General features: G+C 70.3%; 24 protein-coding genes and 2 pseudogenes. 14 read left to right on the top strand and 12 right to left on the bottom strand.

Going from position 1 to position 23,681, the window contains the following annotated elements:
* The first annotated feature begins 49 nt into the window (after nt 1-49).
* Nucleotides 50-616, top strand: a complete 567-nt coding sequence (locus tag V6N00_RS02105; RefSeq protein WP_334230405.1) for a helix-turn-helix domain-containing protein — start codon at nt 50-52, stop codon at nt 614-616.
* On the opposite strand, the gene V6N00_RS02100 is transcribed toward V6N00_RS02105, so the two are convergent.
* Nucleotides 613-2,100 (bottom strand): helix-turn-helix domain-containing protein, encoded by a 1,488-nt coding sequence (locus V6N00_RS02100; protein ID WP_334230404.1) that lies wholly within the window; start codon nt 2,098-2,100, stop codon nt 613-615. The two genes, V6N00_RS02105 and V6N00_RS02100, sit on opposite strands and share 4 nt — an antisense overlap.
* A gap of 138 nt (nt 2,101-2,238) precedes the next feature.
* Between V6N00_RS02100 and aceA the strand changes: the two genes are divergently transcribed.
* The 3 genes from aceA (at nt 2,239) to V6N00_RS02085 (ending at nt 6,643) form a co-directional block, all read left to right on the top strand.
* A complete protein-coding gene (gene aceA / locus V6N00_RS02095; protein WP_334230403.1) occupies nt 2,239-3,549 on the top strand; it encodes an isocitrate lyase in 1,311 nt (436 codons plus the stop codon).
* A 375-nt stretch (nt 3,550-3,924) separates the two neighbouring features.
* Entirely contained in the window at nt 3,925-5,568 is a 1,644-nt protein-coding gene (gene aceB / locus V6N00_RS02090; RefSeq protein WP_334230402.1) for a malate synthase A, read from the top strand.
* Between the two features lie 340 nt (nt 5,569-5,908).
* Entirely contained in the window at nt 5,909-6,643 is a 735-nt protein-coding gene (locus tag V6N00_RS02085; RefSeq protein ID WP_334230401.1) for a tyrosine-protein phosphatase, read from the top strand.
* Nucleotides 6,644-6,750: 107 nt separating this feature from the next.
* Here V6N00_RS02085 and V6N00_RS02080 read toward each other — a convergent pair whose 3' ends face one another.
* Nucleotides 6,751-8,127, bottom strand: a complete 1,377-nt coding sequence (locus V6N00_RS02080; RefSeq protein WP_334230400.1) for an MFS transporter — start codon at nt 8,125-8,127, stop codon at nt 6,751-6,753.
* Between the two features lie 149 nt (nt 8,128-8,276).
* Here V6N00_RS02080 and V6N00_RS02075 point away from each other — a divergent pair, with 149 nt between their 5' ends.
* From V6N00_RS02075 to V6N00_RS17195, 5 genes and pseudogenes are all read left to right on the top strand, one after another.
* The gene (locus V6N00_RS02075) at nt 8,277-8,870 is read left to right on the top strand and encodes a GNAT family N-acetyltransferase (protein ID WP_334230399.1); all 594 of its coding nucleotides are present in this window, start codon (nt 8,277-8,279) and stop codon (nt 8,868-8,870) included.
* 184 nt (nt 8,871-9,054) lie between these two features.
* Nucleotides 9,055-9,453 (top strand): nucleoside triphosphate pyrophosphohydrolase, encoded by a 399-nt coding sequence (locus tag V6N00_RS02070; RefSeq protein ID WP_334230398.1) that lies wholly within the window; start codon nt 9,055-9,057, stop codon nt 9,451-9,453.
* Nucleotides 9,454-9,489: 36 nt separating this feature from the next.
* A complete protein-coding gene (locus tag V6N00_RS02065; protein ID WP_334230397.1) occupies nt 9,490-9,801 on the top strand; it encodes a hypothetical protein in 312 nt (103 codons plus the stop codon).
* A gap of 306 nt (nt 9,802-10,107) precedes the next feature.
* On the top strand, nt 10,108-10,260 hold the full coding sequence (locus tag V6N00_RS02060; RefSeq protein ID WP_334230396.1) for a hypothetical protein: 153 nt from the start codon (nt 10,108-10,110) through the stop codon (nt 10,258-10,260).
* Nucleotides 10,261-10,907: 647 nt separating this feature from the next.
* Nucleotides 10,908-11,006: pseudogene (locus tag V6N00_RS17195) on the top strand (cupredoxin domain-containing protein); the annotation flags it as partial.
* Between the two features lie 121 nt (nt 11,007-11,127).
* On the opposite strand, the gene V6N00_RS02055 reads toward V6N00_RS17195, so the two are convergent.
* Both V6N00_RS02055 and V6N00_RS02050 read right to left on the bottom strand, forming a co-directional pair.
* The gene (locus V6N00_RS02055; RefSeq protein ID WP_334230395.1) at nt 11,128-11,727 is read right to left on the bottom strand and encodes a hypothetical protein; all 600 of its coding nucleotides are present in this window, start codon (nt 11,725-11,727) and stop codon (nt 11,128-11,130) included.
* Nucleotides 11,728-11,844: 117 nt separating this feature from the next.
* Nucleotides 11,845-12,218: pseudogene (locus V6N00_RS02050) on the bottom strand (DUF1622 domain-containing protein).
* 70 nt (nt 12,219-12,288) lie between these two features.
* Between V6N00_RS02050 and V6N00_RS02045 the strand changes: the two are divergent.
* Nucleotides 12,289-12,834 (top strand): DUF421 domain-containing protein, encoded by a 546-nt coding sequence (locus tag V6N00_RS02045; protein ID WP_334230394.1) that lies wholly within the window; start codon nt 12,289-12,291, stop codon nt 12,832-12,834.
* A 65-nt stretch (nt 12,835-12,899) separates the two neighbouring features.
* Here V6N00_RS02045 and V6N00_RS02040 read toward each other — a convergent pair whose 3' ends face one another.
* The gene (locus V6N00_RS02040; protein WP_334230393.1) at nt 12,900-13,379 is read right to left on the bottom strand and encodes a MarR family winged helix-turn-helix transcriptional regulator; all 480 of its coding nucleotides are present in this window, start codon (nt 13,377-13,379) and stop codon (nt 12,900-12,902) included.
* A 40-nt stretch (nt 13,380-13,419) separates the two neighbouring features.
* Here V6N00_RS02040 and V6N00_RS02035 point away from each other — a divergent pair, with 40 nt between their 5' ends.
* Nucleotides 13,420-14,364, top strand: a complete 945-nt coding sequence (locus V6N00_RS02035) for an EamA family transporter (protein WP_334230392.1) — start codon at nt 13,420-13,422, stop codon at nt 14,362-14,364.
* 6 nt (nt 14,365-14,370) lie between these two features.
* Here the strand turns inward: V6N00_RS02035 and V6N00_RS02030 are convergent, their stop codons facing one another.
* Nucleotides 14,371-15,342, bottom strand: coding sequence for an NAD-dependent epimerase/dehydratase family protein (locus tag V6N00_RS02030; protein WP_334230391.1), 972 nt, complete (start codon nt 15,340-15,342; stop codon nt 14,371-14,373).
* 113 nt (nt 15,343-15,455) lie between these two features.
* Nucleotides 15,456-16,313, bottom strand: a complete 858-nt coding sequence (locus tag V6N00_RS02025) for an SDR family oxidoreductase (protein ID WP_334230390.1) — start codon at nt 16,311-16,313, stop codon at nt 15,456-15,458.
* 81 nt (nt 16,314-16,394) lie between these two features.
* On the opposite strand from V6N00_RS02025, the gene V6N00_RS02020 reads away from it, so the two are divergent.
* Nucleotides 16,395-17,105: a TetR/AcrR family transcriptional regulator gene (locus V6N00_RS02020; protein WP_334230389.1), complete on the top strand. Its 711-nt coding sequence runs from the start codon at nt 16,395-16,397 to the stop codon at nt 17,103-17,105.
* Nucleotides 17,106-17,153: 48 nt separating this feature from the next.
* On the opposite strand, the gene V6N00_RS02015 is transcribed toward V6N00_RS02020, so the two are convergent.
* Nucleotides 17,154-17,657 (bottom strand): hypothetical protein, encoded by a 504-nt coding sequence (locus V6N00_RS02015; RefSeq protein ID WP_334230388.1) that lies wholly within the window; start codon nt 17,655-17,657, stop codon nt 17,154-17,156.
* A gap of 91 nt (nt 17,658-17,748) precedes the next feature.
* Entirely contained in the window at nt 17,749-18,162 is a 414-nt protein-coding gene (locus V6N00_RS02010) for a PaaI family thioesterase (RefSeq protein WP_334230387.1), read from the bottom strand.
* A gap of 144 nt (nt 18,163-18,306) precedes the next feature.
* On the opposite strand from V6N00_RS02010, the gene paaZ reads away from it, so the two are divergent.
* Both paaZ and V6N00_RS02000 read left to right on the top strand, forming a co-directional pair.
* Entirely contained in the window at nt 18,307-20,376 is a 2,070-nt protein-coding gene (gene paaZ / locus V6N00_RS02005; RefSeq protein WP_334230386.1) for a phenylacetic acid degradation bifunctional protein PaaZ, read from the top strand.
* Between the two features lie 98 nt (nt 20,377-20,474).
* Nucleotides 20,475-20,969 (top strand): GNAT family N-acetyltransferase, encoded by a 495-nt coding sequence (locus V6N00_RS02000; protein WP_334230385.1) that lies wholly within the window; start codon nt 20,475-20,477, stop codon nt 20,967-20,969.
* 187 nt (nt 20,970-21,156) lie between these two features.
* On the opposite strand, the gene V6N00_RS01995 is transcribed toward V6N00_RS02000, so the two are convergent.
* The 3 genes from V6N00_RS01995 to paaK form a co-directional block, all read right to left on the bottom strand.
* Nucleotides 21,157-21,564, bottom strand: a complete 408-nt coding sequence (locus V6N00_RS01995; RefSeq protein WP_334230384.1) for a VOC family protein — start codon at nt 21,562-21,564, stop codon at nt 21,157-21,159.
* 65 nt (nt 21,565-21,629) lie between these two features.
* Nucleotides 21,630-22,316: a TetR/AcrR family transcriptional regulator gene (locus tag V6N00_RS01990; RefSeq protein ID WP_334230383.1), complete on the bottom strand. Its 687-nt coding sequence runs from the start codon at nt 22,314-22,316 to the stop codon at nt 21,630-21,632.
* Between the two features lie 22 nt (nt 22,317-22,338).
* Nucleotides 22,339-23,667, bottom strand: a complete 1,329-nt coding sequence (paaK, locus tag V6N00_RS01985) for a phenylacetate--CoA ligase PaaK (RefSeq protein ID WP_334230382.1) — start codon at nt 23,665-23,667, stop codon at nt 22,339-22,341.
* Nucleotides 23,668-23,681 lie beyond the last annotated feature (14 nt).

Below are 23,681 nucleotides of genomic sequence, written 5' to 3'. Positions count from 1 at the left end.
ATCGGTCGTGGTAGGACAGAGACGCCGACCACAAGCGAACGAGGAGTGCATGAGCGAGCAGATCCGCCCCGACGTGGCCCGGCTCGTCGGCGACCGCATCCGCGCCGTGCGGACGAGCCAGGACCTGAGCGTGGTCGCCCTGGCCGAACGCAGCGGCGTCAGCCGCCGGATGCTGACCCAGGTCGAACTGGGTCAGGCCAACCCGAGCCTGTCGACCGTCGACAAGATCGCCGGCGCGCTCGGCACGAGCTTCGCCGCGCTGGTCGGCGTCCATGACCGGCCGGCGCCGGACGGCGTCGAGATCTGGTCGACCGACGCGGGCAGCTGGGCCTACCTCGTCAACGCCGTCGAGACCCCCGAGGCCACGGTCGAGCTGTGGACCTGGCACCTCGTCCGCGGCGACCGGTACGAGACCGGGCCGGCGGTCGGAGCGCCGCCGTCGATCGTGCACGTGACCGCCGGCGAGGTGCGGGTGCTCGGCGGCGAGGCGGAGACGCGGATCGGCGAACGGGGTTCGGCGCGGATCGACGCGGACCAGGACCGCGCGTTCGACGCCGTCACGCCCGCGGCGGACTTCGTCTGGGTCGTGACGGTTCCCCGGCCCGGACGCTCCTAGCGTTCCGCCTGCGTCTGTAGGAACTCGTACACCTCGGTCTCGTCCACGCCCGGGAACGCGCCCGGCGGCAGCGCCGCCATCAGGTGCGAGTGGGCCCGGGCGCTGGGCCACGCCTGCCCGGCCCACGTCTCCGCGAGCGCCGACGGCGGTCGGCGGCAGCAGTCCGGATCCGGGCAGCGCGACACCGAGCGGGCCGTGGTCTCCCGGCCGCGGAACCACTTCACGTGCGCGTAGGGCAGGCCGATGCTCAGCGAGAACAGGCCGCCCGCGCTGTGCTCGGTCCGCGCCGTGCACCAGTAAGTGCCCGCCGGGGTGTCGGTGTACTGATTGAACGCGGAGAACTGGTCCGAGACGTCGAACACCTCGCGCGAGGTCCAGTACCGGCACACCGGCTGGCCCTCGATCGCGCCCGTGTGGTCTGCGGGGAAGCTCACGCCGTCGTTCTCGTACGCCTTGTAGATGATCCCGGAGCGGTGCACCTTCTGGAAGTGCAGCGGGATACCCAGGTGGTGGGTGGCCAGGTTGGTGAACCGGTGGGCGGCGGTCTCGTAGGAGACGGCGAAGGCGTCCCGGATGTCCTCGACGGCGAGCTCGCGCGCGGCCTTGGCCCGCTGCAGGAACGAGACCGTCGCGGCCTCGGGCAGCAGCAGCGCGGCGGCGAAGTAGTTGGTCTCCACGCGCTGGCGGAGGAACTCCCCGTAGTCGCTCGGCGTGCCGTGGCCGAGGACGTGGTGGCCGAGCGCCTGCAGCAGCACGGACCGCGGGTCGTGACCCTCGGCGTTGCCGCGCGGCAGGTAGATCCGCCGGTTCTTCAGGTCGGTGACCGAGCGGGTCGAGTGCGGCAGGTTGCCGACGTGGTGCAGCGTGAAGTCCAGATGCCGGGCGATGTCCGCGATGACGTGCTGGGACAGGGGGCCGCCGGTGTACTCGACGGCGTCGAGCAGGGCACCGGCCTCCTGCTCGATCGCGGGGAAGTAGTTGTCCCGCCGGCGCATCTCGGCCCGCAGCTCGGTGTTGGCGCGGCGGGCCTCCTCGGGGGTGGCGATCTGCTCCTCGAGCTGCCGTTCGAGGGCGCTCTGCAGCCCGACGATGGCCTCGAGCACCTCGGTCGACGTGCGGGGCCCGACGCGGATGGTCGGCAGCCCGAGTGACTGGTACAGCGGCCCGCGCTGCGCCTTCTCCAGGGCGATCTCCAGGGCCGCCCGCCGGCTGGGCGGCTCGGCGCCGAGCAGGTCGTCGAGCGTGACGTCGAGGGTGGTGGCGAGCGCGCGCAGCAGGCTCAGCCGCGGCTCGCGCTTGCCGTTCTCGATGAGGCTGAGCTGGCTCGGCGCGGTGCCCACGGCGGCGGAGACCTGGTCCAGCGTCATGCCCCGGCGCTTGCGCAGGTGCCGCACCCGGCGGCCGAGGCTGATCACGTCCAGGTCCGGAGTGTCCTCCCGCACGCGGCGGTCGGCGGGGTCTCGGTACCATCCGTCGGCGGTCATTTCTGCACGATACGTGAAGAAGGTCACTTCTTCACGACATTTCGCGGGTTCAGGCCGGTGCAGATCGAGAAAAGTGAGGTGCACAGCAAGGCGCACCGAGTCGGGTGCGCCACCCGCATCGACGCGAAGGAGTATCCGATGAGCACGGATCGCCAGAACCAGTCCCTCCAGCAGCAGGCCGAGGCCCTGACGCTGGAGTGGGAGGCCGACTCCCGGTGGGACGGCGTCACCCGCGACTACACCGCCGAGGACGTCGTCCGTCTCCGCGGCCGCGTGCAGGAGGAGCACACCCTCGCCCGCCGCGGTGCCGAGAAGCTGTGGGACACCCTCCAGGCGGGCCGTGCGGACGGCGGCTACGTCCACGCGCTCGGCGCGCTGACCGGCAACCAGGCCGTGCAGCAGGTCAAGGCCGGGCTGCAGGCCATCTACCTCTCGGGCTGGCAGGTCGCGGCCGACGCCAACACGTCGGGCAACACCTACCCCGACCAGTCGCTCTACCCGGTCAACTCCGTGCCGACGGTGGTGCGCCGGATCAACAACGCGCTGCTGCGGGCCGACCAGATCGAGTTCGCGGAGGGCAAGCGATCCGTCGAGGACTGGCTGGTGCCGATCGTCGCCGACGCCGAGGCCGGCTTCGGCGGCCCGCTGAACGCCTACGAGCTGATGAAGTCCATGATCGCCGCCGGCGCCGCGGGCGTGCACTGGGAGGACCAGCTGGCCAGCGAGAAGAAGTGCGGCCACCTCGGCGGCAAGGTGCTGATCCCCACCCAGCAGCACATCCGCACCCTCAACGCCGCGCGGCTCGCGGCGGACGTCTCCGGCACCCCGACCGTCGTCGTCGCCCGCACCGACGCGGAGGCGGCCACCCTGATCACCTCCGACGTCGACGAGCGGGACGTCCCGTTCCTCACGGGCGAGCGGACCGCCGAGGGCTTCTACACGGTGCGCAACGGCATCGAGCCGTGCATCGCCCGGGCCAAGGCCTACGCCCCGTACTCGGACCTGATCTGGATGGAGACCGGCACCCCGGACCTCGAGCTGGCGCGCCGCTTCGCCGAGGCGGTCAAGGCCGAGCACCCGGACCAGATGCTGGCCTACAACTGCTCGCCGTCGTTCAACTGGAAGAAGCACCTGGACGACGCGACCATCGCGAAGTTCCAGCGCGAGCTCGGCGCCATGGGCTTCACCTTCCAGTTCATCACCCTGGCCGGGTTCCACGCCCTGAACTACTCGATGTTCGACCTGGCGCACGGGTACGCCCGTGACGGCATGTCCGCCTACGTGGACCTGCAGGAGCGCGAGTTCGGTGCCGAGTCCCGCGGCTACACCGCCACCAAGCACCAGCGCGAGGTCGGCACCGGCTACTTCGACCTGGTCTCCACCGCGCTCAACCCGTCCGGCTCCACCCTGGCGCTGGTCGGGTCCACCGAGGAGGGCCAGTTCCACTAGGCCGAGCGGACGCCTGAGCCGGACGCACGCCTGAGCCGCGTGCACCGACCGGCTGGAGGGCCGGCACCACCGACGACGTCGGGGTGTCGGCCCTCCGTCATGTCCGGAGTCGTGTCCAGTGTCCCCACGTGCCGTCCCGGGCAGGACGGGCGTTCGCTCGCGCCGCTCACCTTCCTGGCCGGACGCCTTCTTGCTCACGTGCGAAGAACGGCACAACTTCTTTCGATCGTGCGGGTGCAGGAGGGGTGGCGAGCCAGCAGGCTTGAAGGACGCGGAGATTTTCCGCCGCATCACCGAACACCAGCACGGAACACCAGAAACCGAAGACCGCGAACCGGACACGTCGCAAGGCAGGGTCGCAAGGAGGGAATCGAGATGAACCACATCAGCACCGAGGGTTGCACCATGAACGGCGTGACGCTGCTGGCGCCGTCGATCCGACGGGAGGAGGAGGTCCTGACCGCGGAGGCACTGCGGTTCGTCGCCGCCCTCCACCGGGCGACGTTCGCCCGCCGGGACGAGCTGCTCGAGGCCCGCCGTACGCGGCGCCGGTCGATCGCCCTCGGCAAGGACCCGGCGTACCGTCCGGACACGGCTGCGCTGCGGGCCGACACCGAGTGGCAGGTCGTGCCCCCGGCGCCGGACCTGACCGACCGGCGCGTCGAGATCACCACCCCCGTGGACCGTTCGTCGACCGTCACCGCCCTGACCTCGGGCGCCGACGTGTGGCTGGCCGACCTCGAGGACGCGAGCGTGCCGACGTGGGAGAACGTCATCAACGCGCAGCTCAACCTGCACGACGGGCTGCGCGGCGCCATCCCCGAGCTGGCCGACGCCGGTGCGCGGCCGACCGTCGTCGTGCGCCCCCGCGGCCTGCACCTGCCGGAGAAGCACCTGCAGATCGCCGGCCGGCCCGTGTGGGGCGGCCTGGTGGACATGGCGCTCTACCTGTTCCACAACGCTGAGCACCTGATCAGCCACGGCTCCGGGCCCTACTTCTACCTGCCGAAGATCGAGTCGGCGGAGGAGGCGCGACTGTGGAACGACGTCTTCGTGCTGGCGCAGAAGCTGCTGGGCCTGCCGCGCGGCACCATCCGCGCCACCGTGCTGATCGAGACCATCACGGCCGCATTCGAGATGGAGGAGATCCTGTACGAGCTGCGCGAGCACGCCGCCGGGCTGAACGCCGGCCGCTGGGACTATGTGTTCAGCATGATCAAGAACTTCCGGCAGCGCGGGCCGCGGTTCATCCTGCCGGACCGGGAGCGGGTGAGCATGAGCCAGCCGTTCATGCGGGCGTTCACCGAGCAGCTCGTCGCCGTCGCCCACCGCCGCGGCACCCACGCCATCGGCGGGATGAGCACCGTGATCCCCGCGCCCGAGCACGGCGACGAGAACGACCGGGCTCTGGCCCGCGTGCGGCGCGACAAGGAGCGGGAGGCCGAGGCCGGCTTCGACGGGTCGTGGGTGGCCCACCCGGGCCTGGTGCCGCTGTGCCGCGAGGTGTTCGACGACGCGCTCGGCGACGCCCCGAACCAGCTGCACCGGACGCGCGAGGACGTCGAGTTCTCCGACCGGGCACTGCTGGACGTGGCCGCCACGACGGGCAGCATCACCGAGGGCGGCATCCGGGAGAATCTGCGCATCGGGCTGCGCTACCTCGAGTCGTGGCTCCGCGGTACCGGCGCCGTCGCCGTGGGGGACCGGATGGAGGACGTCGGCACCGCCGAGATCTCCCGGGCGCAGATCTGGCAGTGGATCCACTGCGAGGCCCTGACCCGCGACGGCGAGATCGTCACCGCGGACTGGGTCGAGCGGCTGCTCGACGAGGAGTTCGACGCGCTCGAGCGTTCGCCCGAGGACCGGTTCGACGAGGCCCGGGAGATCCTGGAGCGTTCGGCCATGCGCGCCGAGTTCCCGGACTTCATCACCTCGATCGCCTACGCCGAGTACCTGTGCCGCCGCACCCGGCCGGCGCGGTGGGTCGAGGAGGAGATGGCCGAACTCGTCTCGGCCTGAGTCTGATGCGTTGCAGGGGCGTCGACCGTGAGGTCGGCGTCCTTGCTTCGTTCGCCGTCCTTCCTTGTGGTTGGGTCCGGCGCGGACCGGACCGCACACGGGGACTGGATCTCCCGGCGCTCGCAGAGCTCGCTTGGTCGACACGTCCCCTTTCGTGCGGACCGGGCCGTGCCTGGCGATCGACGATCAGGATGGCGGTGGGTGAGTTCGTCTTGCGGGGCGGACACGGGAGTTCGGGGAGGGCGGTCGTGTTCTGGGGACGAGTTCGGAGGGTAGGGAGCGTGGGGATGGAGAGCGGGCTTGGTATTTCGAGTACCGAGAGAATTGATAGCCTCCCGGCATGGGAGTGAGCACGCCGCAGTGGGAAGGTGCCATCAACGTCCACGATCTGGGTGGGCTGCCGGTGGCCGGGGGAGGGCGCACCGCGGTGGGGCAGTTGTTCCGGTCCGGACGCACCGAGACCATGACGACGGCTGGGTGGGTCCAGCTGCGTGCCGACGGTGTCAGCACCGTGATCGACCTGCGCAACGACGACGAGCGGGGCCGGCGTGAGACGGACGCCGTCGTCGACGACGGGACGCTGAACGGCCTGAATCAGCTGGTGCGTCCCACCGAGGACCCCACCGACCTGGACTTCAAGCAGCTGTGCTGGCCCTACCTGAACACCCCGCAGTACTACGCGGACAACCTGCGGCTCTGGCCCGAGAGATTCGTGGCGATCGTGCACGACATCGCCGTGGCCCCGCCCGGCGGTGTCCTCGTGCACTGCTCCGGCGGGCGGGACCGCACCGGACTCGTCGTCATGCTCCTGCTGCAGCTGATCGGCGTGCCGCACGACGCCATCGCCGACGACTACGAGCGCGGCGTCCGTGCCGCCAACGAACGGTTCCGGGTGATCGACCACCCCGTCGAGCGCTACCGCACGCCCGAGCAGCTCGACGCCTGGGTCGCCGAGACCCGCGCCCACCTGTTCCACACGCTCGACGAGATCGACGCCGCCGCCTTCCTGCTGCGGGCCGGCCTCCCGGCGGAGGACCTCGAGACGATCCGCCGCCGGTTCACCGAGGACGCCTGAGCCGGGACGGCTCGGGCGTCACGGCCTGATCGACGCGACTCAGCGGCTCGACTGCCTCATCGACGAGACTGCCTCATCGACGAGACGGCCTCATCGACGAGACGGCCTCATCGACGAGACTGCGTCTCGGGAGCGACGTCGTCCTGGTCGAACGAGGACCCGCGCGGGTGGCGCTTGCCCGGCACGAAGAAGATGTACACGATCAGCGAGAGCGCGATCGCGATCGTCACGTAGGCGAAGAGCCACTCCTTGTGCCCCGCCGAGGACAGCGACTCCCCGATGAACGGCACGGTGCCGCCGAACAGCGAGTTCGCCACCGCGTAGGCCAGGCCGACGCCGAGGGCGCGGATGGACGCCGGAAACATCTCCGCCTTCACGATGGCGCTCACCGACGTGTAGAGGGCGTTGATCGTCAGGCCGGCCAGCATCAGCCAGAAGGCGGCCATCGCGTCGTTGACCCCGGCGAGGGTGGCCATGATCGGCCAGGTGAAGAGGGTGCCGAGCACGCCGAACAGGATGAGCTGCGCCTTGCGGCCGATCCGGTCGGACAGCGCGCCGAAGACCGGCTGCAGCAGCATGAACACGAACAGCGCCCAGAAGTTGATCACCGAGGTCTGCGTCTTCGGGATGTGGGAGACGTTGTTCATGAAGCTGAGGATGTAGGTGGTGAACAGGTAGAACGCCATTGTCCCGCCCATCGTCAGGAAGACGACGATCAGGAACGGCTTCCAGTGCTGGGTGAACAGGAGCTTGAGGCTGCCGGGACGGGCCGCGAGCCCGTGGCTGGCGGCGTCGGCGGTCGACGAGGCGGCCCGGCGCTGGTCCTCGGTGATGGTCTCGTCCATGGTCCGGCGCAGCCAGAGGACGACGAGCGCGGCGATCGCCCCGATGAGGAACGGGATGCGCCAGCCCCAGGCGGTGAGCTGGTCCGCGCCCAGCACGTTCTGCAGGATGACCAGCGTCAGCAGGGCCAGCACCTGGCCGCCGACGAGGGTGACGTACTGGAAGCTGGAGAAGAAGCCGCGCCGGCCCGCGGTGGCCGCCTCGGACATGTAGGTGGCGCTGGTGCCGTACTCGCCGCCCACCGAGAAGCCCTGCAGCAGGCGGGTCAGGTAGAGCAGCACGGTGGACCAGAGGCCGATCTGATTCAGGCCCGGCAGAATGCACATGATCAGCGACCCCGCGCACATGAGCGTGACGCTGAGCGTCAGAGCCGCCTTGCGGCCGCGCTGGTCGGCGAACCGGCCGAAGAACCAGCTACCCACGGGGCGCATCAGGAAGGTCAACGCGAAGGTCAGGTACGCGTCGATCTGCGCCTGCGTGGGGTCCTTCTGGTTGAAGAAGTACGTGGCGAAGTAGGACGAGAACGCCGCGTAGACGTACAGGTCGTACCACTCGATGAGATTGCCGGCCGACCCCTTCAGGGTGTTGCTGATGGCCCGGCGCGTGCCGGTGCGCGTGGGTGCCGCGGTACTGGTGGACATGTGATCCCCTCGTCGACGCTGATCGAGGACGGACGACCGCCCGACCTCTGTCAGGCTACTCCCAGCTTTTCGGCGACCCCGTCCTGCTCTCGTCTGCCCTCGTCCTGCGCTCGCGACGACGGCGCCGGCGGGCCGGTACCGTCGTCGTCATGACCGACTTCGCGCCCGTGACGCTGCGCGGCGACCTCGTGACCCTCGAACCGCTCACGCTCGACCACCACGACGCGCTCGCCGAGGCGGTGACCGACGGCGATTTGTGGACCCTCTGGTACACGACGGTGCCCCGTCCCGAGGGCATGCGCGCGGAGATCGACCGGCGGCTCGCGCTGCAGGAGGCCGGCTCGATGATCCCGTTCGTCGCCCGCCGCAACGCCGACGGCGTCGTGCTCGGTATGACGACGTTCATGAACATCGACCGCACCAACGGGCGGGCGGAGATCGGGTCCACCTGGAACCGGGCGTCGGCGCAGCGCACCGGCACGAACACCGAGTCGAAGCTGCTGCTGCTGGCGCACGCGTTCGAGGCGCTGGACTGCATCGCGGTCGAGTTCCGCACCCACTGGATGAACCAGCAGTCCCGGGCCGCGATCGCCCGGCTCGGGGCGCGGCAGGACGGCGTGCTGCGCAACCACCAGCGGATGGCGGACGGGTCCCTGCGCGACACCGTGGTCTTCTCGATCATCGCCTCGGAGTGGCCGGCGGTCCGGAACGAACTGCGCCGTCGGCTGGACGCGCACCGCTGACTGCCCTTGTGGGCGCTGTCGAGAGTGTCGCAGAAAAGGCCCCGTTGCGGGCAATGTCATCGGGCGGGTCTATCGGGCACCGACTCCTGACGTGGGATGACGGTCAGCGCGCGAAACGATGGCCGTGCGTTAGACGTTCGTCTATCGGGCGGGCAAGCGCTGCGCGTTCGATTACGGTGAGGTGGTGGACGATTCGGTGATGGGTAGCCCCGATGGCGCGAAAGATTGTGCGGGGTCGACTGGAAAGCTCGTCCGAGACGGGGTGCCGGAGATCACGGCCAGCCGAGGGGGTCGGTACGTCACCCGAATCATGGACCACACCGAGTATGTCGCTTGTCTACGTTCCAAGCTGGCCGAGGAGGCAGACGAGGTCATCGAGGCAACCACACGAGCGGGCCGGCTCGAGGAGATCGGTGACGTGCTCGATGTTGTCGACGCCCTGATCGAGGCCGAGGGATTCCACCCCGAGCAGGTGGATGAGCAACGGCGTCAGAAGCGCCGGTCACATGGCACGTTCGCCGGCAGAGTGCTGTCCACAGAGTTCGTGGCGTCGTCGGACGCCACCGAGGAACGAGACCGATAGACGACGAGCCGCCAGCAGTGACCGAAGGAGTGATTGTTGCCCCACCGACCCGAGATCGTCTGCATCTGCGGTTCCACGCGGTTCCTCGACCAGATACGAGCAGCGAATCGTGATCTGACCTTTTCCGGAGTCATCGTCCTTGCGCCGGGCGAAGCGGACGTCTCGATCACCGACGAGCAGAAGGCCGCGCTGGGCGCCCTTCACCTGCGCAAGATCGACTTGGCTGACCGGATCATGGTCGTCAACCCTGGTGGGTACATCGGCGAGTCCACGAGCAGAGAGGTCGCGTATGCACGCGCCGCTGGCAAACCGATCTCCTTCACCGACCCAGCCCAGGATGTGAGCTGAGCAGTCTCTCAGCTTTTGTCCAGCTGCCATCGAGGCCGTGTGAAGCTTTCAAAACGTCCGATAGACGATCGTCAATCGGGCACTCACGATCCCGCCCCCGACTCGGAGGCAGGGTCCGAAGGAAGCTGCGCGCCGTTCGGTTGCCCTTCATCTACCGGACGCGGCGCTTCGGGGACCGAACAGGTCGAGTTCGATGGACTGTGGCGGCGACTGCCGATAGCCTGCGCCTGAAGTGGTCTGACTAGGTCTTGGAAGCGAAGTCGCCCATGATCGTCACCTTTCGTCGACGTTGACCGAGGAGCCCGCGTGCTGCACCTGATGGCCGTCCACCAAGAGCTCTCTGCGATTTCCGGGTCGAATCCCAATGCGGGCGGCATCAACCTGGGCCCTATTGGCATTGTCGCTTTCGTCGTGATCGCGATCGTCGTCTCACTCGCGGTTCTGAAGCGTCGCAAGTAGCTCAGCTTCCTCGTCAGGAGTGGCCAAGCCGACCGCACTGGAGACCGCCCTCGCGGCTTCCCAACGTCACACACGTCGCACACAGTCAACGCGAAGATTGCGAAGTGCCCGAAGACGATGGTCTATCGGGCGGCATCCTGCGGCGCCCCGTGCCCGTCGTCCGGGCCGGGGTCCAGCTTTTTCATTTCCATATTGACCAGCGCACCGGTCGGTCGCGTCGAAGCAGATCACGGTCTGGTTGAAGAACCGGATTGCGGTCACGGTGGTCAAGGCGTAGCGGCGTCGAGGACTCCCGGCGGTGACGCAGTGTCTCCGCCGGCACTCGAGGCTTCGGACCGAGTGCGTCCTGGCTGTCGCGATGCTCGAGACGGGCAGCGAGCGCCGGGCCGGAAGGCGTGACGGCGGGAAGCCCGACACCCGGAGTCGCATCTGTGCTGCCCGTCGCTACGAATACAGGGAGAACCGACGTCAGAAGCCGGGCCGAAGGTCCGCGAGAACGAGGCTGCCATGAACATCAGACGAGAACTCGCCTACCCCGCCGTGGGCGTCGCCATCATTCTCGCTTCGGCGGGGTGTTCCTCGAGTAGTGGCGGTTCCGCCTCGTCCGGCACGGCGTCGCCCATGGACAGCTCCTCGATGTCAAGCCCGGTGAGTCGATGACCTTCACGGCACCGGCAAAGCCGGGACGCTATCCCTTCCACTGCGAATTCCACGGGAACATGCAGGGCGATTTGACCGTCACGTGAGCACCGGCCGTCGTTCCGCGACATTCGCGTGAGAGCCGGTGGTCGTTTGACGCAACGGTGTGCGGATGGCGGTGGTACGTGTGACTGGCGTCGTCGTCCGGGACGGATGGCTAGCTGGGTCTCAGCCGTGTGGCCACAAGGCCACCGCTCGGCTGCTGAGGGCGACGATCGCCGATCCGTCGAGTGCGGTATGCGATTCGTCGAGACCGAGGTCTGGCCACTGGAAGACAAGATCCAGCGGACCTGCCGGCGGTAGGGGCCACAGCCACAGGCGGTCGGTGGTGGAGAACGAACGGTCGTCTCCGCTACCTCCGCCTCCCTGCCGGGTGAGTACCGACGATGAGGGTGTCAAGAAGGGATCCGCGCTGCCGGCCGCGGGTCCGCTGTCGAATACATTGCGGCCGTCGTCGAGGACGAGGCCGTACCGGAGTCGGCCGGGTGCATCCTCAGCGTCGTGGCCCAGGAAGACCTCACGGTGCCGAGACCATGTCTGTCGCGGCATCGTCAGCCGCCGGAGCCGCCGCTCGATGCGGAGGATGACCCCGTCGGAGAAGACTTCGGCGCCGATCAGGGCGACGGCGACATGGTCGGTGACACCGAGCATCGCAGGAGATGCCCACGTCATCGGGATCTCGTCGTCAGGTGGCCCCCACCACGCCGGCTGCTGCGGATCGGGCCGCTGCCCGTCGTCGATCACCTCGTCGGGCGGAAAGAATCCCATGGGCGAAGCACACACCACGCGCTGTCGCGGCACAAGCGGCGAGTACGCCGAACCAGTCGGGTTGCCGGACCGACCCACAGCCGGCGGCGCACGGCTCGTTCGTCCCGGTCAATACTCTCAGGCGGACGGCTGCGGCGTCGTCCCGGCCTGCTCGTCCGGGCGCTTCTGCCAGGGCCAGCGCCCGGTGATCTCGAGCTCGAGCGAGAAGCTGAGGAAGGTCCGGATCAGGACGATTCCCGCCAGCACCGCGATGCTCGTGAGGGGGGAGTGACGGCGACCGTGCGGATGATGTCCGCGGCGACGAGGAGCTCCAGGCCGAGCAGGATGGACCGACCGAGGAACTGCCGGTAGGGCCGGTAGACGGGACGTCGGCCCTGCATGCCGCGGACGGCCGCGTACACCGAGGCGGCGATCACCCCGATCACGACGGCCGCGACCCCGGCGCCGTCGATGGCCCGTCCCGCCAGTTCGATCCAGTCCTGGAAGCTCATTCAGCGACAATAGGCCCCGGGCTTGTCGACCGTTGTCGCACGGGAGCTCAGGAGCACGAGGAGGGTGGCCATGTGGGATCGACTCGGCACGGACGGCGCTGGCGTGATCGCGGTGATGATCGCGGCGGCCGGCATCTACGTCGTGTTCCTGGTCATCGTCCGCCTCTTCGGTCAGCGACCGCTCGCGCGGATGGCCACCGCGGACGTCGTCGTCGTGCTCGCGCTGGGACCGATCGCCGGTCGCGCGGTGCTGGGCACCTCCGTGACGCTCACCGCCGGCGCCGTGGCGCTCCTGACCCTGTTCGTGCTGCGCTTGATCGTCCAACGGATCAGCCGCAACGGGTGGGGTCGGCACCTCGTACGGACCGAACCGCTGGTGCTCATGGCGGGCGGGCGCGTACAGCACGACCTGCTGGCACGCGCACGCGTCTCCGAGGGGGAGCTCTACGGGGCGCTGCGCGGCTCGGGTATCCGGGACTGCCGGGAGGTCGCGTGCGTCGTGCTCGAGCCGACGGGGTCGGTGAGTGTGATCCGCACGGGCATGCCGCTCGACCGCGTGATGTTCGCCGATCTCGTCGGCGGGGAACGGATGCCCCGGGACCTCTTCGCCGACTGACGTCGGCGCAGGCAGGACCGTGTCGTCAGGAGGACCCGCCCCGACCCGCCATAGCACCAGCCGGGCTACGTGGACGGCGTCAGGTGTGCCAGGAGCTGAGCGAGCTGATGCCGTTCTCCCGCGCTCAGCGGCTCGAGGATGCTTTCCTCGGTGGCGAGGTGGTCGGGCAGCACCTGGTCGACCACCGCCCGTCCCGCGGACGTGATCTCCACCAGCTTCCCCCGCCCGTCCCCGGGCCGCGGCTGCCGTCGGATCCAGCCGCCGCGCTCGAGTCGGTTCAGGCGCTGCGCCACCGCGCTCGAGGTGATCATCGCGTCGGCGGCGAGCTCGGCCGGCGACATCCGATACGGCGGACCCTGCCGGACCAGGGTGGCGAGGACGTCGAAGGTCGCCGCGTCGATGCCGTGAGCGGTGAAGGTTGCGGCGAGGCGGGCGTCGACGGCGGCGGAGGCGCGGCTGAGCCGGCCGATGACCCCCATGGGCGAGGTGTCGAGGTCCGGCCGTTCCGCCTGCCATTGCCGCAGGACGTGGTCGAGGTGGTCCATGACCCTAGTTTAACGCTAAGCACTTAGCTATATTGGCTAAGTGCTTAGCAATCGACTCGTACTCCCGGTGGCCCTCACGGCGCTTGCACCGATGCTGTGGGGAACGACGTACTGGACCACCACCCGCCTGCTCCTGCCGGATCACCCGCTCACGACGGCCACGCTGCGCGCCCTGCCGGCGGGCCTCATCCTGCTGGCGATCGGCCATCGACTCCCCCGGGGTGACTGGTGGTGGAGGGCCGCGCTTCTGGGCGCCCTGAACATCGCCGTGTTCTTCATCTGCCTCTTCGTCGCGGCGGGCCGTCTGCCCGGCGGCGTGGCGGCCGTCGTCGGGGGCATCCAGCCCCTGCTCGTCGCCGTCCTCGCGTCGGTGGTCCTCGCCGAGCGTCTCACGGGCGCGGTGATCGTCGCGGGACTCGCCGGCGTTGCCGGGGTGGCACTCCTCGTGACGCAGGCCCGGTCGGCGCTGGATCCGGTCGGCGTCGTCGCGGCACTGCTCGGAGCCGCGTCGATGGCCACGGGCACGGTCCTGACCCGGCGGTGGGGCAAGGACGTCCCTCCGCTCGTGCTCACGTCGTGGCAGCTACTCCTCGGCGGCCTGCTGCTCGTGCCGATCACCCTGGTCGTGGAGCCACTGCCCGCGGCGAGGTTCTCGCCCACCGCCGTCGCCGGCTACGCCTACCTTGCCCTGCTCGGCACCGCCGTGGCGTATCTGCTGTGGTTTCGCGGGATCGCCCGGTTGCCCACCAGGGTCCCCGCGTTCCTCGGCCTCCTCAGCCCGGTCGTCGCCCTGACCATCGGTGTGACGATGGCCGGAGAGACGCTGGCGTGGGCCCAGGTGGCCGGCCTGGTCCTGGTCCTCGGCGCGATCGCCGTCGTGATCCGCAGTGCCACTCGCGCCGTCGCGGCCGATCTTGCTGAACCGGTCGGCTCAGGACCGGAGCGGACGAGCTGGCGACGGGCGACGGCGCGCCGGAATGCGTGAGCCCGTTCAGACGACGAGCGGGGCCGCCACCTCGAGCCGATCGTGCTCGACCAGCCAGCGCACGGCCTCGCGCGTCGTCTCCTCGACCGTGTACCGCGGCGCGTAGCCGAGCAGCTGCCGCGCCTTCTCGATCGAGAAGACGTGGCTGCGCACGAGGTGCTCCCAGCTCGTCTGCCCATCCTGTTCGGAGAGGCCGGACCGGAACTCCTCCCAGCTGACCGACTGCAGGTCCGCTGACCTGCCGAACCACGACGCCGCGGCCTCCGCGTACCCGCGCACCGAGAACGCGTCGGCCGCGACGACGGAGAAGTCCTCCCCGGCGGCGGCGTCGCGATGGGTGACGGCGAGTTCGAACGCCTGGGCGACGTCGTCGGCGTGCACGTGGTGCATCGTCTCCGCGCCGAGCCCGGGGATGCGCAGCGGCTCACCGGCCGAGAGCGTGCGCCAGACGGCGGGGTCGAGGTTGCCGGTGGGGCCGATCGGCGCCCACCCCGGACCGCTGATGTGCCCCGGGTGCAGCGAGGTCGTGACCAGGCCGCCGGACGCGGTCTCCTCCTTCAACAGGCGGGCGATGCGGTCCTTCTGCACGCCGTACTCGCCGAACGGGGGCGTCGCATTGGTCTCGGTGACCGGCAGGACGTGGCTGACTCCGGCACGCCATATCGAGCCGCAGTGCACGAGGTGCGCGACGTTCCCGCGCAGGCGTTGGACCAGGGCCGTCGCCGACTCGGCGGTGAAGCAGACCAGGTCCACGACGACGTCCGCGTGCAGCCCGCCGATCCGGTCGCCGAAGGTGCCGTCGCGCTCCTCCGCCTCACGGTCCGCGGTCACCTGCTCGACATCGCTCCACTCCGGGGCGTCCGCGTACGGGGCGCGGGCGCCGCGGCTGAGGCTGAGGACGTCGTGCCCGGCACGGACGAGGCGGGGGACGAGGAACGTGCCGATGTGGCCGGTTCCTCCGATGACGGCGATGCGCATGGTTCTCCTGACGGTCGACCGGCCTGGGCTCTGCTGCCGCGAGGCGGGCGGGGTGAGACCCGCAACCTATCAGCCGGTTCCGACAGTTCGGGGCGGCGGCGCCCGCCCGGGGCTCAGGCCGGCGCGGAGGCGGCGAGCACGTCGCGAACCGTGGTGGGCTGCCGGCCGAGGAGCCTGCCGAGCAGCGGATCGGTGCCGGCGAAGAAGCCCGCGTCGGCCGCCTCGTACATGCCGAGAGTGAAGTGCGCCGCTGCCTCGGGCATGCCCTCGGCGATGCGCGCCGCGACCCACTCGTCCGGATCGACCAGCACGCGCTCCACGGGGGAGCCCGTGAGCTCGGAGGCGATCCGGGCGACGTCGGCGAAGGTCGGGGCGGCGTCCGCGGTGATGGTGGTGGGACCGTCGTAGCCACCGTCGGAGGTGATGATCGCGGCGGCGGCCTCCGCGGCGTCCTCCCGCGTTGTCCAGGACACCGGCCCGTCGGCGGGCACGGCGATGACGCCGGTCTCGCGCCATCCTCCGGCCAGCCAGGCGAGGCTGTGCGCGTAGAAACCGTTGCGCAGCGACGTCCACGGCAGCCCGGACTCGGCCAGGAGGTCCTCGGTGGCGGCGTGGACCCGGGCGGGTGCGAACGGCGAATCGGCGGCGGCGCCCTGGTGGCTCGTGTAGAGGATGCGGCCGACGCCCGCGGAGACCGCCGCGTCGATCGCGGCGCGGTGAAGACTCACGGTGTCGGCGTGCGGGTCGTTCGAGGACACCAGCAGCAGCTGGTCGGCTCCCCCGAACGCCGCCGGGAGGGAGGCGGCGTCGGCGTAGTCGCCGTGCCGCACCTGGACGCCGCGGTCGGCGAATCGCCGCGCCTTCGCGGGGTCGCGCACGGCGACGACGATCTCGTCGGCGGGCAGACGGCCGAGCAGGTGGTCGGCGGTCGAGCCGTTCAGGGCTCCGGTGGCCCCGGTGATGACGATCATGAGCAGCCTCCTGTTATCAACGTTTCTCATCAAACGTTATCAATGGAAACAATCGGGGGGAAGAGCCGATATCGTGGAGCGATGACGGAGGGCAGTGCGCGGTCGGCGACGCGGGAGCGCATCATCGAGGCGGCCGCGGCCCTGCTGCGCGACGGCATGCCGGCGGTGACGACCCGCGGCGTGGCGGAAGCGGCCGACGTGCAGGCGCCGGTGATCTACCGACTGTTCGGCGACAAGGACGGCCTGCTCGAGGCGGTCACCGAACACGTGCTGGCCACCTATGTCGCCGGCAAGACCGAGGCCCTCCGTGACGCCGCCGGGGCGGAGGTCGACCCGGTCGAGGACCTCCGCGCGAGCTGGACGGTGCAGATCGAGTTCAGCCTGGCCAACCCCGCGGTCTACCAGCTCCTCAACGATCCGCAGCGGGCGGCCCGCTCGCCGTCCGTGCAGGCGGGGCAACGGATCCTCGAGGCGCGCGTTCATCGGGTCGCTGCTCGCGGCTGGCTCCGCACCGACGAACGCCGCGCCGTCGACCTGATCCAGGCCGCCGGCGTCGGGACCGTGCAGACGCTGCTGAGCAGGCCGGTCGACCAGCGGGACCCGGGCCTGGCGGAGGTGATGTTCGACGCCGTGCTCCGGCAGATCCTCGTCGACGCGCCGCCGCGATCGGGTGGCGACACCCGTGCCGCGGTGGAGACGTTCCGGGCGCTCGCTCCCCACCTGCCGGGACTCACGGCGAGGGAACGCGACCTGTTGGTCGAATGGGTCGACCGCGCGGCCGACGAGCTCTGAGCGGCGCCGCGGCATCGCCCGGCGGGTGACTTCAGGGCGCGGGTCAGGTCAGGTGAGCCGGTGGAACACCTGCGACAGGTCGTCTCCCCACGGGCCGCCGTGCTCGGAGATCCGACCGGTGCTGACGAGCGTGCCGTCCGGTTCGGCGCGGACGGTCACGGACTGGGCGATCGTCGGGTCGTCGCGAGACCAGGTCACGGCGGCTTCGCCGACGCTGACGTCGTAGATCCGCGACACCTCCCGCTCGTCGACGTACACCATGACGAGCCGGGGGTGATCGGTCGTGCGACCGTTGTCGCTGCCGATGAGGGCCAGACCGTCGGGGAAGCCGGGCTCGTCGACGTGGGTGCGCACGAGCAGGAAGGCGCCACCCTCGTGCCACGTGAAGGACGCCCGTCCGTCGACCGTCCTGCCGGCCAGCGCCGGGTGCGTCCCCGTCGTCCGCCACTCGCCCACGAGGAAGGCGAGCGGCGCCAGCGCCGGGTTGGGGATCCGCGCGCGCGGCCCGATCTCCGGTTCGGTCGCGGCCGGTTCCGTCGCGTCTGGTGCCATGGCAGCGCCTCCGATGCCCGTGGGTGGTGACAGGCGTGAGGCTACTCCGCGGAGTCGGGCCCGTCCCCTCCGGACACCGGTACCGTCCGGTCTACTTCCTGTCCACGATGAGGTTGGTGATCCGCAGCGTGCAGAGCCGGCGGTCCTGCTCGTCGGTGATGACGACCTCGTGGCTGGTCATGGTCCGGCCCAGGGAGATCGCCGTCGCGGTGATCGTGACCGTGCCGGAGGTCGCCGAGCGGTGGTGGGTCGCGGAGACGTCGACGCCCACGGCGCTGCGGCCCATCGTGCTCGCGTGGATCACGGCCGCCCAGGAGCCGACCGCCTCGCCCACGGCCAGGGACGCCCCGCCGTGCAGCAGCCCGAAGGACTGCCGGTTGCCCTCGACAGGCATGGTGGCGACGACGCGCTCGGCCGATTGCTCGACGATGCGCACGCCCATCTTCTCGTCGAGCTCACCCAGGGTGATCTGCCACGGCTCGTGTGCCGGCGCTGCCTCGGTCATCGTTCTCCTTCCGCGGTGTGCTCCCGCTCACCCATCCTGTACGCTGACAATACTGAACGATCGGTCGGTAACGCCACCGTGCTCGTGTCGAGCAGGGTGGCGGTCCGTACATCTGCAGTGCGAGAAACGAAAAGGACGTCGACGATGACCGCACCCGCCCCCGCCATCGAGTTCGTGGCCAGCTTCGTCCAGGACGCGTGGTGGCACCCCGCCGACGACGTCGCCGGCACCGAGGTGCGGGACGCCGCCACGGGCGAGCCGGTGGCCCGCGTCAGCACCGACGGGCTCGACGTCGCTGCCGCGGTCGAGCATGCGCGCACGGTGGGCCAGCGATCCCTCGGCGAGCTCAGCCTGCACGAGCGGGCACTGAAGCTCAAGGAACTCGGGGCCTACCTGACGGCCCACAAGCAGGAGCTCTACGACCTCTCCCACCGCACCGGCGCCACCGACGCGGACAACCTGGTCGACGTCGACGGCGGCATCGGCACCCTCTTCACCTTCTCCTCCAAGGGCCGCCGCGAGCTGCCGAACAGCCAGGTGCTGATCGACGGCGCCGTCGAGCCGCTCTCCCGCGACGGCTCCTTCATCGGCGAGCACATCTACACCCGGCTGCCCGGCGTCGCGGTGCAGATCAACGCCTTCAACTTCCCCGTGTGGGGCATGCTCGAGAAGTTCGCCCCCGCGTTCGTGGCCGGCGTGCCGACCATCGTCAAGCCGGCGACGCCCACCGGGTACGTCACGGCGGCGTGCGTGCGGCTGATGGTCGAGTCCGGGCTGCTGCCGGAGGGCTCGCTGCAGCTGATCTCCGGCTCCGCGCGGGACCTGCTGGACCGCCTCGACCACCGCGACCTGGTGGCGTTCACCGGCTCCGCCGGCACCGCGGCGTCGCTGAAGGCCCACCCGCAGGTCGCCGACGGCGGCGTCCGCTTCACCGCCGAGACGGACTCCCTCAACGCGGCCATCCTCGCCCCCGACGCGACGCCGGGCACCCCCGAGTTCGACGCGTTCATCCGCTCGGTCGTCACGGAGATCACCAGCAAGGCCGGCCAGAAGTGCACGGCCATCCGGCGCACCATCGTCCCGGCGGCCCTCGTCGACGACGTCGTCGAGGCGCTGCGCGGCAGGCTCGCGAAGGTCGTCGTCGGCGATCCGCGCACCGAGGGCACGACGATGGGCGCGCTCGCCTCCGTCGGCCAGCGCGAGGAGGTCACCCGCTCGGTGCGCCGCCTCGAGGCCGCCGGCGGGCAGGTCCGGATCGGCGGGGCGCCGGACGGCAACGGCGACGACGCCTTCTTCCCGCCCACGGTGCTCACCTTCGCCGACCCGGACACCGAGCAGGCGCACAGCGTCGAGGCCTTCGGGCCGGTCACCTCGGTGCTCGGCTACACCGACGTCGACGACGCCGTCCGGCTCGCCGCGCTCGGACAGGGCTCGCTCGTCGCCACCGTCTGCACCAACGACCCCGCGACCGCCACCGTGCTGATCACCGGCATCGCCGCCCACCACGGACGCGTGCTGATCCTCAACCGGCAGGACGCGAAGACGTCCACCGGCCACGGTTCCCCGGTGCCGCACCTGATCCACGGCGGCCCCGGCCGCGCCGGTGGCGGTGAGGAACTCGGCGGCATCCGCGCCGTCAAGCACCACATGCAGCGCACCGCCGTGCAGGGCTCCCCGGACATGCTCACCGCGGTCACGGGCGTCTGGCACGCCGGCGCCGCCGTGAACTCCGTCGGTCGCTCCGACGTCGACGCCGGCACCGGCGAGCACCCGTTCCGCAAGTCTCTGGCGACGCTGCGGATCGGCGACCAGTTCGCCTCCGACCTGCGCACCGTCCACCTCAAGGACATCCTCGACTTCGCCGAGACGACGGGTGACAAGTTCTACGCCCACACGGACGAGGAGGCGGCCACCGCCAACCCGTTCTTCCCGCGCCGGGTGGCCCACGGCTACCTGCTGGTCTCCTGGGCGGCCGGGCTGTTCGTCGACGCCGCGCCGGGACCGGTGCTGGCCAACTACGGGCTGGAGAACCTGCGGTTCATCACCCCGGTCACGTACGACGACGCCATCCGCGTGACCCTGACCTGCAAGCAGATCACCCCGCGCGTGACCGACGAGTACGGCGAGGTGCGCTGGGACGCCGTCATCCACAACCAGAAGGACGAGATCGTCGCGCAGTACGACGTCCTGACGCTGGTGGCCAAGCAGGCCTGAGGCCGCACGGCGGTTCGGCACCGAGCCGCAGCGTCACCGAACCGCGCGGAAGCGGTCCGATTGGACAGCGGGTACCGGGTGGACGGCACTATTGTCCGGTGGATGTCACGACCGAACGCCTCACGCTGCACCCCTTGACCCGGGACGAAGCCGTCGCGCGCGCCGATGCGAACATCCCGGCGGACGAGCGGTGGGGGACCGGGTACCCCGTCGTGGACCAGCGCAGCGCCCTCACCTCATTCGTGGAGATGTGGGACGAGGTCGGTGACACCCGCCCGTTCGGCGTCTACGACGTGTGTGAACGCGAGACCGGCACCCAGGTCGGTGGTGTCGCCTTCTTCGGGCCGCCCAGCAAGGACGGTGTCGTCGAGTTCGGGTACGGCCTCGTGCCCGGGGCCCGCGGCCGCGGCTACGCCAAGGAGGCGGTCAGCGAGGCGCTGCGCATTGCGCGCGACGCCGGCGCCCGGACCGTCAAGGCGACGACGACCCCGGACAACATCGCCTCGCAGGCCGTCATGCTGCGCGCCGGCATGCGCGAGGTCCGCCGCGCGGGCCGGCTCGTCTACTTCCAGGTCGACTTCGACCGGGTCTGACGCCCTCTGGGCGAAGCCCGTCGAGGGCCTGGTTCGTCGAGTGGACCGACGTTGTCGTCGTCGGGCGGGTTCAGCCGCATCGTCCGTCCACTGGGCGTGATTGGTTCACCGAGTGGACGGACGATGTCGCCGTCGGGTGGGTTCGGTCGCGTTGTCGGTCCACTCGGCGCAACTCGCCGACCGGGCCTCAGCCCTTCCGCGGTTCGCCGGGGTAGGTGCCGAAGGTCCAGGTGTTGCCCTCTGGGTCCGAGGCCCGGAAGTCGGTGCTGCCGTAGTCCGTCCGGGTCAGCTCTGAGAGGTCGATCCCGCCCGCGTCGGCCGCGCGCCGGTGCAGGCCTTCGACGTCGGCGCTGACCACGTAGGCGGAGAACGTGCCCGGCTCGAGCGTGAACGGGCCCTCCGGCTTGTGGGACCCGAGCATGATGCCGCCGCCCTCGGGCCAGTCCAGCTGCGCGTGGGCGATGGTGCCGTCGTCGTTGGGGTGCACGACGGTCTCCTCGAAGCCGAAGACGCGGACCAAGTAGTCGATCAGCCCGCGGGCATCCTTCGCCTGCAGGGTCGGCCAGACCTGCGGGGCGGGTGTGGTGGTGTCCATGGCCCCAGTCAACGCCTTGGCGGCCCCCTTGTCAGCGGCCCGACGGTGCCGAGGGAGACAAGCGCTCAGAGCCCGACGAGGCCCGTCGCGTCCGCGTTCTCGGCGCTGCGCCGACCCTCGTGCAGCCCGTCGAACAAGATGGCGACGACGTCGTCGGCCAGTTCCTCCTGCGAGAGCGAGCCGCCCGGCCGGTACCACTCGACGATCGAGTTGATCGTGCCGAACAGCAGCCGGCTGGCCACGCGGGGCGCGATGTCGCTGCGCACCGAGCCCTCCTTGCTCGCCTGCTCGACGAGGACGGCGATCTGCCGGTCGAAGTAGCGGCGACGCTCGAGCGCCTGCCGTTCCATCTCCGTGTTGCCCCGCAGCCGCAGCAGCAGGGTCACGAACGGCAGTTCGTCCACCAGGACGGCGACGGTGCCGCGAACGACGAACTCGAGCCGCTCGTCGGCCGTCCCGGTCGTCGCGCCCGGTTGGTGCAGGGTGGACTCGAGGCCGCCGAGAGCCCGCTCCAGGGCAAGGCGGAGCAGGTCCTCCTTGCCGGGGACATGGTGGTAGATCGCCGACTTGGAGATGCCGAGCTCGTCCGCGAGCACGCCCATCGACGTCGCCTCGTAGCCGTGCCGGTTGAACACGTCGACGGCGATCCGCAGCACGGTCTGCTGGTCGTATCCCGGCCGACCGCGGCGGGATGCGCCGCGGGCCGTCGCACGGGCCGGCTCGCGGGTCTCGTCGGGGGTGGTCTCAGGCATGACGATCAGTCTCCCACGCGGATCAGGCCTGGTCGGTCTCGCGCAGATCGTAGATGCGGCGCAGCTTGCCGCTCGAGCGCTCGAGCGTGCCCGGCTCGCAGATCTCGATGGTGGCCGTCGAGCCGATGTGGATCTTCATCTGGCGGCCGAGCTCGGCGGCGGCGCCCTTCGCGGTCTCGGCGGTGCAGTCCTCGCGCCGCTCGATCTTCACCGTCAGCTGGTCCATCCGGCTCGGTCGGGTCAGGTGCAGCTGGAAGTGCGGGCTCAGGCCCGGGATCCGCAGCGCGATCTCCTCGATCTGGCTCGGGAACATGTTGACCCCGCGCAGGATGATCATGTCGTCGCTGCGGCCGGTGATCCGGCCCATGCGGCGGTGCGACGGGCGCGCGGTACCCGGCAGCAGTCGGGTCAGGTCGCGGGTGCGGTACCGGATGATCGGCAGTGCCTGCTTGGTCAGGGACGTGAACACGAGCTCGCCGTGCTCGCCGTCGTCCAGCACCGCGTCGGTGAACGGGTCGATGATCTCGGGCCGGAAGTGGTCCTCCCAGATGTGGGCGCCGTCCTTCGTCTCGTTGGACTCGCCGGCCACGCCCGGGCCCATGACCTCGCTGAGCCCGTAGATGTCGGACGCATCGATGCCGAAGCCGACCTCCAGCTCGTGTCGCATCTCCGCGGTCCAGGGCTCGGCGCCGAGGACGGCGACCTTCAGCGTGGTGCTCGTCGGGTCGATGCCCCGGGCGACCATGGCGTCCATGATCGTGAGCAGGTAGGTCGGCGTGCACAGGATCGCGCGGGGGCCGAAGTCCTGGATCATCTGGATCTGCTTCTCGGTCTGCCCGCCGGACATCGGGACCACCGTGCAGCCGAGCTTCTCCGCGCCGTAGTGCGCGCCCAGGCCGCCGGTGAAGAGCCCGTAGCCGTAGGAGTTCTGCAGGACGTCACCGGGCCGGACGCCGGAGAGGCGCAGGCAGCGGGCCACCAGCGACGCCCAGTTGTCGATGTCCTGGCGGGTGTAGCCGACGACGGTGGGCCGGCCGGTGGTACCCGAGGAGGCGTGCACCCGCACGACCTCGTTCATCGGGACGGCGAACATGCCGAACGGGTAGGCCTCCCGCAGGTCCGCCTTGGTGGTGTAGGGGAACTTCGCGAGATCGCCCAGTTCCTTCAGGTCGTCCGGGTGCACTCCGGCTTCGTCCCACTTGCGCTGGTACAGGGGAACGTTGGCGTACGCGCGCTGGACGGTGTCCTGCAGCCGGGTCAGCTGGAGCGCCTCGAGCTCGTCGCGGCTGATGGTCTCCTCGCGGTCGAGGCCCTCGGGGGTGGTGGTGGCAGGGGTGGCGGTGGCCGTCACGGCAGGCTCCTTCG

This window comes from Tersicoccus mangrovi, assembly GCF_036881825.1.
In the GTDB taxonomy this organism is placed as follows: domain Bacteria; phylum Actinomycetota; class Actinomycetes; order Actinomycetales; family Micrococcaceae; genus Tersicoccus; species Tersicoccus mangrovi.
Note: the sequence above shows the minus strand (reverse complement) of the source record. Positions and strands in the feature narration are given on the sequence as shown.